The organism is Advenella incenata, assembly GCF_004217095.1.
Lineage (GTDB): Bacteria > Pseudomonadota > Gammaproteobacteria > Burkholderiales > Burkholderiaceae_B > Advenella > Advenella incenata.
Genome location: NZ_SHKO01000005.1, coordinates 144,134 through 157,597, shown reverse-complemented (window position 1 = coordinate 157,597; position 13,464 = coordinate 144,134). Strand labels below are relative to the sequence as shown.

12 protein-coding genes are annotated in these 13,464 nt (G+C 55.8%); 7 read left to right on the top strand and 5 right to left on the bottom strand.

Annotation, left to right across the window (positions count from 1 at the left end):
* Nucleotides 1-28 precede the first annotated feature (28 nt).
* Both EV681_RS21240 and EV681_RS21235 read right to left on the bottom strand, forming a co-directional pair.
* On the bottom strand, nucleotides 29-1,132 hold the full coding sequence (locus EV681_RS21240; protein WP_130305177.1) for a carboxynorspermidine decarboxylase: 1,104 nt from the start codon (nucleotides 1,130-1,132) through the stop codon (nucleotides 29-31).
* A gap of 6 nt (nucleotides 1,133-1,138) precedes the next feature.
* Nucleotides 1,139-1,525: a helix-turn-helix domain-containing protein gene (locus EV681_RS21235; protein ID WP_130305176.1), complete on the bottom strand. Its 387-nt coding sequence runs from the start codon at nucleotides 1,523-1,525 to the stop codon at nucleotides 1,139-1,141.
* A gap of 379 nt (nucleotides 1,526-1,904) precedes the next feature.
* Here EV681_RS21235 and EV681_RS21230 point away from each other — a divergent pair, with 379 nt between their 5' ends.
* Nucleotides 1,905-2,336 carry a carboxymuconolactone decarboxylase family protein gene (locus EV681_RS21230; RefSeq protein WP_130305175.1) on the top strand — a complete coding sequence of 144 codons (432 nt, stop codon included), beginning with the start codon at nucleotides 1,905-1,907 and terminating at the stop codon, nucleotides 2,334-2,336.
* Nucleotides 2,337-2,562: 226 nt separating this feature from the next.
* Here EV681_RS21230 and EV681_RS21225 read toward each other — a convergent pair whose 3' ends face one another.
* Both EV681_RS21225 and EV681_RS21220 read right to left on the bottom strand, forming a co-directional pair.
* Entirely contained in the window at nucleotides 2,563-3,276 is a 714-nt protein-coding gene (locus tag EV681_RS21225) for a TerC family protein (RefSeq protein WP_128396496.1), read from the bottom strand.
* Nucleotides 3,269-3,628, bottom strand: a complete 360-nt coding sequence (locus EV681_RS21220; protein WP_128396495.1) for a hypothetical protein — start codon at nucleotides 3,626-3,628, stop codon at nucleotides 3,269-3,271. Before EV681_RS21220 ends, EV681_RS21225 begins: the two co-directional genes overlap by 8 nt.
* Nucleotides 3,629-3,753: 125 nt before the next feature.
* Here EV681_RS21220 and EV681_RS21215 point away from each other — a divergent pair, with 125 nt between their 5' ends.
* Nucleotides 3,754-4,389: a carbonic anhydrase gene (locus tag EV681_RS21215; RefSeq protein ID WP_128396494.1), complete on the top strand. Its 636-nt coding sequence runs from the start codon at nucleotides 3,754-3,756 to the stop codon at nucleotides 4,387-4,389.
* Nucleotides 4,390-4,427: 38 nt separating this feature from the next.
* On the opposite strand, the gene EV681_RS21210 is transcribed toward EV681_RS21215, so the two are convergent.
* A complete protein-coding gene (locus EV681_RS21210) occupies nucleotides 4,428-5,558 on the bottom strand; it encodes a transporter substrate-binding domain-containing protein (RefSeq protein WP_242612350.1) in 1,131 nt (376 codons plus the stop codon).
* A 578-nt stretch (nucleotides 5,559-6,136) separates the two neighbouring features.
* Here EV681_RS21210 and EV681_RS21205 point away from each other — a divergent pair.
* The 5 genes from EV681_RS21205 to EV681_RS21185 all read left to right on the top strand — a co-directional run bounded on the left by EV681_RS21205 (nucleotide 6,137) and on the right by EV681_RS21185 (nucleotide 13,463).
* Complete coding sequence (locus EV681_RS21205) at nucleotides 6,137-6,232, top strand: potassium-transporting ATPase subunit F (protein ID WP_242612349.1); 96 nt, start codon at nucleotides 6,137-6,139, stop codon at nucleotides 6,230-6,232.
* 1 nt (nucleotide 6,233) lies between these two features.
* Nucleotides 6,234-7,967, top strand: coding sequence for a potassium-transporting ATPase subunit KdpA (gene kdpA / locus EV681_RS21200; protein ID WP_130305174.1), 1,734 nt, complete (start codon nucleotides 6,234-6,236; stop codon nucleotides 7,965-7,967).
* A 3-nt stretch (nucleotides 7,968-7,970) separates the two neighbouring features.
* Nucleotides 7,971-10,031, top strand: a complete 2,061-nt coding sequence (gene kdpB, locus EV681_RS21195) for a potassium-transporting ATPase subunit KdpB (RefSeq protein WP_130305173.1) — start codon at nucleotides 7,971-7,973, stop codon at nucleotides 10,029-10,031.
* A 14-nt stretch (nucleotides 10,032-10,045) separates the two neighbouring features.
* A complete protein-coding gene (kdpC, locus tag EV681_RS21190) occupies nucleotides 10,046-10,615 on the top strand; it encodes a potassium-transporting ATPase subunit KdpC (RefSeq protein ID WP_321196704.1) in 570 nt (189 codons plus the stop codon).
* 148 nt (nucleotides 10,616-10,763) lie between these two features.
* Entirely contained in the window at nucleotides 10,764-13,463 is a 2,700-nt protein-coding gene (locus EV681_RS21185) for a sensor histidine kinase (protein ID WP_130305172.1), read from the top strand.
* Nucleotide 13,464 lies beyond the last annotated feature (1 nt).

Sequence of the window (13,464 nt, the reverse complement as noted above, 5' to 3'; positions counted from 1 at the left end):
AAATTATTAAATACAAGCAGCCTTGGTCCTAGGACAGGCTGTTGACGTAGTCGTCAAAGGAAAAGTCGCGCACGACGCGCACGGAGCCATCCTCGTTTTTGATGGCGATGGAAGGCATATGAATGCCGTTGAACCAGTTTTTCTTCACCATGGTGTAGCCGCCGGCATCGCCAATGGCAATCTGGTCACCGATTTGCAGCGGCCGGGTAAAGCGGCCTTCGCCGAAAATATCGCCCGCAAGACAGGTTTTGCCGCAAACCATGTAGGCGTGCTCGCCGGTGTCGTCGCCAACCGGCGCGGTTTCACGGTAAATCAACAGGTCCAGCATATGAGCTTCGGTGGAGCTGTCTACAATCGCCAACTGCTTCTCGTTGACGACAATGTCCAGGACGCTGACCTGCAGCGTTGTGCTGTGGCGTACAGCAGCCTCTCCCGGCTCCAGATACACCTGCACGTTGTATTGCTTTGCGAATTGCCGCAGGCGCTCGCAAAAAGCATCCAGCGGATAGTCTTGTGCGGTAAAACTGATGCCGCCGCCAAGGCTGACCCACTTAAGGTGAGGCAGGATCGCGGCGTAGTCTTTTTCAACCTGGGTAAGCAACTGATCAAAACGTGCAAAGTCGCCATTCTCACAATTGTTATGAATCATGACGCCATCGAGCTTGTCCAGTACGGACAGAATGCGTGCCGGATCGCTTTCGCCCAGTCTGCTGTACTGGCGGGCAGGGTCGGCCAGATCAAAGCCGGCGCAACTGATGCCCGGGTTGACACGCAGGCCGACCGGTTTGTCGCCTGCTGCCGGGGCAAAGCGCGTGAGCTGACCGATGGAATTGAAGATGATCTTGTCGCAGTTGGCAATCACTTCGTCGATTTCATGGTCGGCAAAGGCCACGCTGTATGCATGCGTTTCACCGCCGAATTTCTGGAATCCGAGCTTGACTTCATACAGGGATGAAGAGGTTGTGCCATCCATATGTTGGCGCATCAGATCAAAAACCGACCAGGTCGCAAAGCACTTGAGCGCCAATAATACTTTGGCGCCAGACTGCTGGCGGATGTAGTCGATGACGTGCAGGTTGCGCAACAGCGCAGATTTATCGATCAGGTAGTAAGGGGTAGAAGGCGTTTGCATGGTGTATCAGGTGTCAACAGATGTCATAGCTTGTGGAGAACTCATGGAAGTATTTTTTTGATGAGGCGGTATTTTCTTGCCCAGGCGCTCCACCACAATGGATGGACGATCGCTAAATGCGGCAACGATTTGCAACTTGCCGCCCAGGCTTTCAATGTAATGCTGCAACGTAGACACCAGCATGTCGCTGCGCTTTTCTATGCGCGAGATGGTGCCCTGGCCAATATCCAGCGCAATGGCCAGATCTTCCTGGGTGTGGCCGGTGGCTTTGCGCAGCTCTTTGAGCGTTGCCACTTTCAATACCTGGCTGGCAGCGGAGCGTGCGCGCTTGCCGCCTTTGTCGGCATCACGATCAGTACCGGGCGTCGTCTCTTTGCTGGGTTTTTTGGGCATGATTCTGGCCTCTGCGTGAATGAAATGCGTAAATTGGATGCGAATTTTGGATGCGAATTCGCTAGCAGGTCTGTCATGTTGACAGCCGTACACCGGTGATGGCGTCAAAAGATGAATGTGATCTGCATTTTATGGGCTCAATAATATATGCTTTCAAGTGAATATGCAATCAAAGGCATAACTTCAGAAAAATTACATACCCATGATGGTTTTATGGACCATATCATTAGCCGTTTCTTGTACCTGTGCACTGGGCCATTATTACTCTACTATTGCGTACATGATTTGCCGGCCAGAACAAGAACAGATGCACTCTTTACCCTGGCGTTCAATGTGATGGTCGTCCGATCCAACCCGTCTTTTACCGGAGATTTTTTATATGAGTACCATTCGCTTACCTTACTGGACCTTGTCGCCCGAGGCCTATCAGGGCTTGGGCGCAACCAAGAAGGCGCTGGAAAAGAGCAGTCTTGGCAAGCAATTGATCGGACTGGTATGGTTGCGCATGTCGCAGATTAACGGCTGCGCTTTCTGCCTGGAAATGCATAGCAGGGAACTGCGTGCCGGCGATATTGCCACTGCCAAGCTGGACGCGCTGGCCGGATGGCGTGCCAGTGAACGATTTGACGAGCGCGAACGCGCCGCACTTGCCTGGACCGAAGCACTTACCCATGTGGACAAGACCAGTGCACCGGATGAAGACTTTGAGCCGCTCAAGCTGCATTTTAGCGATGCGCAAGTGTCCGACCTGACCTTTGCCATTGCCTTGATGAGCGCATTCAATCGCCTGGCAATTGGCATGCGCCAATAATTTTGGCAGTTGTTCAATAATCGCTGGCCGCGAGGGGCCGCTGTTTGCAAAGGCTTCAGGCAAAAAAAATTACACATGCATTAGTGCATATGTAATTTTCAGGTAGTGGCCGCGATTGGCCGGGTTCTCGCCTGTTGGCACTCCGGTGTTCAATCGCGGCAGATATACGCCGTTCTGTTGCGTCGTGCGCCAGCATCAGTCAGACCGGTGCGCGCACGACGTTCCATTATGCGTTGCGCAGGGCAGCTGCGGCTTTTTTGCGCTGCGCGATCGTGCGTCCTACCACGACGATCAGCAGGGCGCCGACAATCTCAGCGGTCAGCTTGATCATGGTAGAAGGCTCGCCAAATCGTTCCACAATGAAGATGTCCGTGATCAGCATGCCGCCGGCGATCCAGCCCAGCAGTGCAGCGCCAAACAACACTACGCTCGGGAAGCGGTCAATCAGCTTGAGTACAAGCGTACTGCCCCAGATAATAATCGGAACGCTGACGACAAGGCCGAAGATCACAAGACCAAGCTGGTGCTCCGGATTTGCGCCCTGGGCCGCTCCGGCGATGGCAATCACGTTATCCAGGCTCATGACAAAGTCAGCAATGAGGATGGTTTTGAACGCCGAGAAAACTGTTGTCCCGCCCTGTATGTTGCCATGAGCATCATCTTCGGGAATCAGCAATTTGATGCCGATCCAAAGTAGCAGCAGTGCGCCCACGATCTTCAGGAAAGGCACTGTCAGCAGAGTCAGCGCGAAAGCGATCAATGCAACCCGCAGGATAATGGCACCGGCGGTGCCCCATAGAATGCCCTGCATCCGTTGCTTTTTCGGCAGGTTGCGGCAGGCCAGCGCAATGACAACTGCATTGTCGCCGCCCAGCAGAATATCAATCAGGATAATTTGAAATACCGCTGCCCAGCTTAGTGTCTGTAAAAGTTCAAGCATAATTCACCATGAATCCGTCTAATTGAATGTTGGAATGAAACGGATCGGGACGCTTGTCTGGTTCGTGAACCCCGAAAGGGCGCACGAAGAGTCTGAGAGGAGCATCAGACAAAACAAAACGGCCTGATCCGCAAGGACACAGGCCATCATTTATTTGAGGATGAACCTTGCCCTTGGTGGCAAGGTCTTGCTGCAACATGGATGTGTTGCCCGGGCACCGGGCGTCTGCAGATAACTGCATGACAGCCGTAATGACGATGCGGCGGAAGAAAGCTACTCCCCTTGATGGTTGAAGTATAGCGGCGATTGGCGCGCTGTCAAGATATTTTTGGCGATATTTGCGATTTTTCATGTAATTTTCGCCGCTAATGACGGTGTTTTATGCGCAGGATCGCTTATGGACAGTCCTGGGCCTGGGTCGAAAAAAAATAAGAGTAAAATAACCGGCTTAAATTTTGAATAATTCAGGACCCGAATATGTTCCCCCAACGGTTGACCGATGGCTACGCTTCTTTTCTTCATGGCCGGCTCGAGCGCGAGCGCGCACGCTACGAACAACTTGGCCAAAGTGGCCAGCACCCGGAAATCATGGTCATTGGCTGCGGGGATTCCCGCGTGGCGCCCGAGGCCATCTTTGATGCGGGCCCGGGCGAAATGTTTGTGGTGCGCAATATCGCAAACCTGGTGCCGCCCTGTGAGCCGGACGTCGATTCATCGTATCACGGCACCAGTGCCGCCATCGAGTTCGGTGTCAATGCACTGCAGGTCAAGCACATAGTGGTATTGGGCCATGCCAGTTGCGGGGGCGTAGCGGCGTTTGCCAATAAGGCGGCGCCGTTATCCAAGCGCGATTTCATTGGTAAATGGATGTCGCAGATCGCGCCGGTTGTCGAGCGTCTTGGGCCGCCAACACAAGATCGCCAGGGCTGGATCCGGCAACTGGAGTGGGCCGTTGTCGAGTATAGCCTGGCCAATCTGATGACCTTTCCTACCGTGCGCGAACGTGTGGAAGCGGGTCTGCTCAAACTGCATGGCGCTTATTTTGGTGTGGCCACCGGCGTGCTGTTTGTGCGCGACGAGCAATCGGGTGAATTCAAGGCGTATTCGGAATAAGCACAAGATAGCGCAAACGTGCGCGCGGGGGCATCTGCCTACTGGCGCGTGTTGCCGAAATACTTCATGCGCAGTTTGTGTATGTCGCCGCGCTCATGCAAACCTAGCAATTCCAGGGTGACGGGCCGCAACAGCTCGCTTTGCAGGGGAAAACCAAACCCGTACTTGTCCGGATGAAACACGGCGCCAACCAGGCGAACGGGTTGCCCGGGCTGGGAATGGGCAAAGTATTCCAGAACGGGCGCATCTCCTACAAGTGCATCAACCTCGCCAGCTATCAGTCCCTGGATCGATGCATCCAGGCTGTCATAATTCCTTGTTTGAATTCCCAGGTTCTGAACATAATCCTCTCCCACGCTGCCTCCCAGTACACCAACGGTCTTGCCCGACAGATCCGACAGCGAATGGATCTGGCTGGTCAGCGATGTGGTCGTCATGACGCTTGTGATCGATGAGGTGACATAGGCAATGATGGCTACGCCCAGCACCATCCATAATGCCGACCATATGCGGCCAATCCAGCCAAACAGGTTTTTGTGCGTCGTCTTGCCTGTGGTCAGGATTGACATGGTATGGAAAAAATTATCAGCAAGGCCTTCGCGCCATCTGCGCGGGAATTCGCTGTCCAGCCTGCGATCCAGCAATGTAATGATGACTGTCGCAAACAGGGCGAGAATCAGCAGCCAGGCAAAGGTGGTCAAATGCCCGCTGTCAGACAGCCCGTCGATAATATTCTGAAATGAGCCCGACCCCTTGCTTGGTGTCATGATTCTCAGGCCCGAGTCATACCATGGCTGCGTAAACGCAATCGATTGCGCCCGTTGCCTGGTTATGGTGAGGTTCGTTACTGCCGCGTCTATCTCGCCGTTGCCAACCGCTTCTATCAGTTTATGGTAGGAGGGATAGCTCCGGTATGTTGAAGTGAGCCCCAGCTTGTCCTCCAGGGACTCCCAAAGCTCGATTGCCATGCCGGCATATTGCCCGTTTTCCGGTATGACAAAAGGCGGGCTTTCATAGACGCCGACTGTCACCTGCCTGGATGCTGCACCTTGATCTTGTGCCCGGCCTGCTTCAGGAAACAGGCCGATGAGCAGCGCTACGCCGACAATCCCAAATGTTCTTATTACCCATCGCAGGCAGCCAGATTCAAATACACCGTAATTTTTCATGTCTCATCAATATTCGTTCATAACACTATGAGCGTCGGCATGAGCACAGATCATGCCTGGCGCAAAGCGGCCCTGGCTTTGCAACGCTCATAACAAGATACTGCAATGGCAGCGCATATGCGCAACAGACGGCATCTGCAGCGCCCACATGCTCCTTTATAAACCATATTCGGTCGCCAGGCCTGCTATCGGCGGCCCGCAGCGGTGACTGACCCATTCGCAAGGGCTAATCTGGCGGCGCTGCAGCAGGTTGATGCGCGCCAAAATGGGCACAAACCCTATGAGCCCGATGCCGGTTGCGGATTGCACTGGCTCATTCAATTGCGTCTGTCATATAAGAATTGTCATAAAAGGTTTGTTATAGAAGGTTTGTCATATTGGCTCTGTCAAGAATAAGCAGGCCGCGGTTTGCCGCAAGCGCCAGGCCAATACAGTTGCAATTGACAGGAAAAGAACAGCCTGTCGCTGCACAGTTCCGATCCAATATCTTGATTCTGCAGATAAAAATAATCTTTACCTTATTTTTACACCAATGTTCGTACGATCTGCCGTATCCCTTACTTTCGGATTGATCGTTCATGATGGAAACAATGCTTCTCTTTCTGTGCTCATTTGTTGCCCTGCTGGTGCTTGTCTATCTGGTCTACGCACTGTTGAATGCGGAGAAATTCTGATATGAGTACTCAGGCCTGGCTTAACCTCGTCCTTTTTATGGCTGTCCTGACAGCGCTGGCACCCCCGATTGGCCGGCTGCTGGCCCGGATAGCACGTCCTGCAGCCACGTTGCGCCCGCAGCTGTTTAATCGGCTGGAGCGCGGTATTTATCAACTCTCCGGTGTGGATCCCACGGCGCAAATGGGATGGAAGCGCTATCTGCTGTCGCTGATGCTGTTTAATATTGCTGGCGTGCTCGCCGTCTTTCTGTTGCAAACGGTTCAACAGTGGTTGCCGCTGAACCCGCAGCATATGGGCGCTGTATCGGCAGATTCAGCTTTCAATACGGCGGTCAGTTTTGTGACCAATACCAACTGGCAGGGCTATGGCGGGGAAACCACCATGAGTTACCTGGTCCAGATGGCCGGATTGGCCGTACAAAATTTCCTGTCAGCGGCCACCGGGATTGCCGTGGTTTTTGCATTGATCCGCGGATTCGCAAGCAAAAGCCAGAAACACATCGGCAATTTCTGGGTGGATATAACCAGAGTAACGTTATATGCGCTGATACCGCTGTCGATCATTCTGGCGCTGGTGTTTGTCAGCCAGGGCGTGATCCAGAATTTTTCGCCATCGCTGGCCATCGATACGCTCGACGGCGGGCAGCAGACCCTGGCCATGGGACCAGTGGCCTCGCAGGAAGCCATCAAGTTGCTGGGAACCAATGGTGGCGGCTTTTTTAACGTCAATTCTGCCCACCCCTTTGAGAATCCGGGCGCATTCAGCAATTTCGCACAAATGATCGCGATCCTGCTGATTCCTGCCGGCCTGTGTTTCTGTTTTGGGCGCATGGTGGGAGATCGCCGGCAGGGCTGGACAATCTACGCGGCCATGTCGGTTATTTTCGTGGTGCTTACCGTATGCGTGCTGCTGGCAGAGCAGCAGGCCAATCCTGCATTGTCTGGCCTTTCTGTTGACCAGGCAGCGCATGCCTTGTTGCAGTCGGGCGGCAATATGGAAGGCAAGGAAGTGCGCTTCGGAATTGTGGGTTCGGCGCTGTTTGCCGCAGTTACAACGGCAGCCTCCTGCGGTGCAGTGGTGGCGATGCACGATTCGTTCATGCCGTTGGGCGGCATGGTGCCATTGCTGCTGATGCAACTGGGCGAAGTTGTATTCGGTGGCGTCGGTTCTGGCTTGTATGGCATGTTGATATTCGTCATCCTGGCTGTGTTCATTGCCGGATTGATGACTGGACGAACACCGGAATACCTGGGCAAGAAGATTGAAATGCAGGAAATGAAAATGATTGCGCTGGCATTGCTGGTGCCGCCGTTTCTGATCCTGGGTGGCACTGGTCTGTCTGTTGTGCTTGAGGTCGGCGTCGCCTCGTTGGGCAACCCAGGCGCACACGGCCTGTCGGAGGTGCTGTATGCCTTTACCTCGGCTGCCAATAACAATGGCAGCGCGTTCGCCGGCCTGTCTGCCAACAACCTTTATTACAACCTGATGCTGGCGCTGGCGATGTTTGCGGGGCGGTTCGCGGTCATCGGCGCCGTGCTTGCCGTCGCCGGCTATCTGGCAGCCAAACAGCGGGTGCCTGTTAATGTGGGCACCATGCCCACCCACGGCGCCCTGTTTGGCGTTCTGCTTATTGGTGTTGTGCTGATCATGGGGGCGCTGACCTATATTCCGTCGCTGGCCCTGGGTCCCATTGCCGAGCATGTGCAGTTGTTTTCAGTTCAGTCAGCGGAGTAACGCATGAGTAAAGTCTTATCAATGACAGACGGCATCAAACCGGCGCAGGTATTGCGCGACACGTTTCTGAAGCTGGACCCACGAGTCCAGATGCGTAACCCTGTCATGTTTGTCGTTTATGTCGGCAGTCTGCTGACGGCGCTGTACAGTATCGCCGGGTTCTGGTTCAGCGACCGGAGCAACCACGGGTTTACGATTGCCATTACATTATGGTTGTGGTTTACGGTCATTTTCGCCAACTTTGCCGAAGCACTGGCAGAAGGGCGCAGCAGGGCGCAGGCGCAAAGCCTCAAGGGGCTGAAAAAAAGCATGATGGCGCGCAAATATGTCGATCCGGTACGGCGCGATGCCATCATTGAAGTGCCTTCTGAGACGCTGCGCAAGGGTGATGTCATTCGCACTGATGCGGGCCAGTTGATTGCTGCCGACGGCGAAGTGATCGAAGGCGTGGCCACCGTGGACGAATCGGCCATTACCGGTGAGTCCGCGCCGGTCCTGCGTGAGTCGGGCGGCGATCTGTGCTCGGTGACCGGCAGTACGAAAGTGCTGTCCGACTATCTGATCATCCGGGTAGTGAGTGATCCGGGGGAGTCTTTTCTGGATCAGATGATCCGCATGGTAGAGGGCGCCAAGCGCCAGAAGACGCCCAATGAAATTGCCCTGACGATTCTGCTGGTGTCGCTGACCCTGATTTTCCTGCTGTGCGTGACGACCCTGTACCCGATGTCGGTCTATAGCGTTGTCGCGTCGGGCGTCGGTCAGCCGATCAGCGTCATCGTGCTCATCGCGCTCCTGGTGTGCCTGATCCCGACCACGATCAGCGGCTTGTTGTCGGCCATCGGTGTCGCCGGCATGAGCCGCATGATGAAGGAAAATGTGATTGCACGCTCTGGCAAGGCGGTGGAGGCCGCGGGTGATATCGACGTATTGCTGCTGGACAAGACCGGCACGATTACTTACGGCAATCGGCAGGCCAGCGCCTTTATTCCAAGCCAGGGCGTGCCGCTGCAACATCTGGCATGGCTGGCGCATGAAGCGTCGACAGCAGATGAAACACCCGAAGGCAGAAGTATTGTGGCGCTGGCTCGCGATATGCAGGTATCGCTTGCCGATCCTGCCGGCGAGCGGCAGGTGATCCCTTTTACTGCGCAGACACGCATGAGCGGCGTGGACATCGCGAACAATGGCGCCGTGCTGCACATCCGCAAGGGGGCCGTGCAGGCGATCGAACAGTATTGCCTGGCCCAGGGCAACGCCATTCCTCAGGATATTGCCGAACAGGTCAGGCAGATTGCGCAACGCGGTTCGACCCCGCTGGCCATTGCGGAAAACGCCAAGATTGTGGGGTGCATCGAATTGAAGGATGTGGTCAAGCCGGACATCCGCGAGCGGTTTGCCCAGCTACGCACTATGGGAATCAAGACGGTGATGATCACCGGCGACAACCCTCTGACCGCGGCGGCGATTGCAGCCGAAGCCGGGGTGGATGATTATGTCGCACAGGCTACGCCGCAAACCAAGCTGGATATCATTCGGGACTATCAGCAAAAAGGCCATCTGGTTGCCATGACCGGCGACGGAACCAATGATGCACCGGCCCTGGCCCAGGCCGACGTGGCCGTGGCCATGAATTGCGGCACGCAGGCGGCGCGCGAAGCCAGCAATATGGTAGACCTGGATTCGGATCCCACCAAATTGCTGGAGGTCGTCAAAACCGGCAAGCAGATGTTGATGACCCGCGGCGCGCTGACCACGTTTTCCATCGCCAACGATGTGGCCAAGTACTTTGCCATTATCCCTGCCGCGTTTGTTTCCGTTTATCCCCAACTGGGCGTGCTTAACGTCATGCAATTGCACTCGCCCGAGTCGGCCGTGTTGTCAGCGGTGATCTTCAATGCTCTGATCATTATCGGGCTGATTCCGCTGGCCTTGCGCGGTGTAACCTTTCGCGCGCAAAGCGCCGCAGCGCTGCTGCGCAGAAATCTGCTGATCTATGCCGCCGGCGGGCTGCTGGTGCCTTTTGCGGGCATCAAGCTTATCGATTTGATGCTATCGGTGCTTTGACACCAGGAAATTTCATGATGAAAATATTACGTTCAACGCTTGTTCTGTTTTTACTATTGACTGTTATCACTGGCTTTGTCTATCCCCTGGTCGTTACCGGTTTGTCTTACGCCTTTTTCCCCTGGCAGGCGCGCGGCAGCCTGATCGAAAAAGAGGGAAAACAGATTGGCTCTACCCTGATCGGCCAGACCTTCACGAGCCAGCGCTACTTCTGGGGACGGCCATCGGCCACGGCTGACCAGCCCTATAACGGCGCTTCGTCCGGCGCCAGTAATCTGGCGGTGTCGGGACAGGCCTACCAGCAACAACTGGCTACCCGCGTCCAGCAATGGCGTGCCTCTCATGGCGATGCGCCGGTTCCGATTGATCTTGTCACCAGTTCCGGTAGTGGGCTGGATCCGGAAATCAGTATTGCTGCGGCAAACTATCAGGCGGCCAGAGTGGCCGGCGCACGGTCCCTGACGCTGCAACAGGTCCAGGAGGTGATCGGGAAAGTTCAGCACAAGCCGGTCATGCTGTTCTTCGGTGAGCCGCGTATTAATGTGCTGGCATTGAACCTGGCGCTCGATCGCCAGTATCCATGAGTGGCCGATGGCAGATCAACCTCAGGCGCTGGTCTGGCGCCATGAGCAACGATCATGCCGTCGGCGGGCAAACGGCACCGCTCGCTACCGGTAATTGCATACAATACAGATGTCATAGCCGATTCATTCCATTGCATAACCATGAACTATGGTGACCCCATACCGCAAAGACCCTGACCAATTGCTTGAGGAGCTTGCCCGCGAAGAATCCCGGCAGGCCCGGGGAAAATTGCGTATTTATTTCGGGGCCAGTGCCGGGGTGGGCAAAACTTTTTCCATGCTGACGGCAGCCCATCAGGAATTGGCAGCAGGCCACGATGTCGTTATCGGCGTTATTGAGACGCACGACAGGGAAGATACCCGGCAATTGGTCCTGTCGGTGCCGGCCATTCCCCTTGCAACCATCCATTATCGCGAGCGTGATATCCGCGAGCTTGATCTGGACGCCATGCTGGCCCGGGCGCCGCAGATTGCGCTTATCGATGAGCTTGCCCATACCAATGCGCCGGGGCTGCGCCACAGCAAACGCTGGCAGGATATCGATGAATTGCTGGGCGCCGGGATCGATGTATGGACGACGCTGAACGTGCAGCATCTGGAAAGCCTGAACGATATCATCAGCGGCATTACAGGTATTCGGGTGACCGAGACCGTGCCGGACCAGGTCTTTGATGACGCAGACGAAGTTATTCTGGTGGACATCACGACCGAAGCGCTGCTGGCGCGGTTGCAGGCTGGCAAAGTTTACATGTCCGAACAGGTGCCGTTGGCACGACAGCATTTTTTCCGCAAGGGCAACCTGATTGCGTTGCGCGAAATCGCCTTGCGCCGGACTGCTGAGCGTATCCACAAGGATGTCAGGCAGTATCGCCATGAAACCTATGTAGAGGCAATCTGGCGCACCGCCGAGGGCATTCTTGTGGTGGTGGACACGACCCTCACGCCAAACGCAGCCCAGGCCCTGATTCGTCATGGCAGCCGCCTGTCGGGCCAGATGTCCTGCCCGATGCACGTGATGTTTCTGCGAGAGGCAGCAAACAGCAGGGCGCCGGCCCGCTCCAATGGCGACTGGCAACTGCTGTTGCAGCAGGCCGAGCAACTGCAGGCCACAACCACCGAGCATTATTGCAATGGTGATGTCATGCCCGATATCGCCGCCTATTGCCGCAGTCAGAATCTATCCCGCCTGTTGCTGGATCGATCGGTTCTGCGCCGATATTGGTGGCGTCCTTCGCCGCTGCTGCGGGACAGGCAACTGGGACCGGATATCGATATTATTATTTACGGAGGTGTTTCCAACCGGCAGCGGCAGGCAGCGGCGCGCGCTCAGGATCGTGCCTTTGCCGGGCGCGAACCGGTCGACTGGGGCAAGGTGGGGCTCGCGCTGATGTTTGCCTGCGCGACCACCGCTTTATTGTGGCCGTTTTCCTCGAGGCTGGCGATTACCAATATCGCGATGTTGTACCTGGCGCTGACCATGGTGGTTGCCCTGCGCCTGGGACGCTGGCCAGGGCTGGTCTGTGCAGTGAGCAGCGTTGCACTGTTTGACTTCTCTTTCATACCACCGCTGTGGTCCTTTTCCGTTGCCGATATTCAATATTTGATTACCCTGCTGGTCATGCTTGCCGTCACTACGTTGGTCAGCCAATTGGCCGCGCAGCAACGGTTCCAGGGCAGGCTGGCATTGCAGCAGACGCAGCGGGTTCACAGCCTGTTCGAACTGGCCAAGCGGCTGTCGGGATCCCTGCAGAAGGAACAGATCGTGCAGGAAAGCCAGAAGCTGTTGCTCAGCGATTTGGGCGAAGATGTCTTTGTCATTCTGCCCGACGCGCACGAGTCGCTGTTGTTGCCGGAAGCGGGCGCCGGCCATGAGGTGGCCGGGCTGGATATGGTGGCGGCGCAGTGGGCATTCGACAATGAAGAAAAAGCCGGTTTTGGCGCCGATACGCTGGCTGCGAACGCCTTTCGATATTTTCCCCTGCATGCGCCGGTGCGGATTCGTGGCGTGCTGGCCGTTCGCATGCAAGGTGCTCCCCATTTGCTGTCTCCTGAATGGCAACAGCAACTGGAGATTTACGCGCATGTGATAGCTATTGCGCTGGAGCGAGTCCATTTCGTGGAGGTGGCCAATGAATTTCTGCGCCAGGTCGAATCGGAGAAACTGCGCGTGACCATGCTAAATGTCATTTCGCATGACCTGCGCACACCCTTGACGGTGCTTATCGGCGAGGCCGAGGTGCTGGCCGGCGAATCGGACGACAATCATGTCAGGCAAAAAGCCGCGATTATTCTGGATCGTGCCCGCTGTATGCACGACATGATGAGCAAATTGCTGGATATGGCAAAGATAGACTCAGGCCAGCAACACATCAGCAAAAGCTGGCAGTCTATTGAAGAACTGGTGGGAGGTGCCATCCGGCATCTGGATGTGTCCGCCCGGGGCCATGTGCTGGATATTCGCATTGCGCCGACGCTGCCGCTGGTCGAGTGCGACCCGGTGCTGATCGAACGGGTCATAGCCAATTTGGTTGAAAATGCGCTGCGATATAGTCAGCCGGGTACCCAAATAGATATATCGGCCCGTCACCAGGACGATTCGATTCAGTTGATTGTCGCTGACAGAGGTGTCGGGCTGCCCGACGCAGAAGCGCAGCGTGAGCGTCTGTTTGAAAAATTTGTGCGTGCCCATCCCGAGTCCGACGCCACGGGTGCCGGGCTGGGCCTGGCCATTGCCCGGCAGCTGGTGCAGTTACATGGCGGAACGCTTACGGCGGCCAATCGTGCTGGCGGCGGCAGTGTATTTACGGTGCAACTGCCTGCGCTGCCCATGCCGCCCGTGCTGGAGTAAA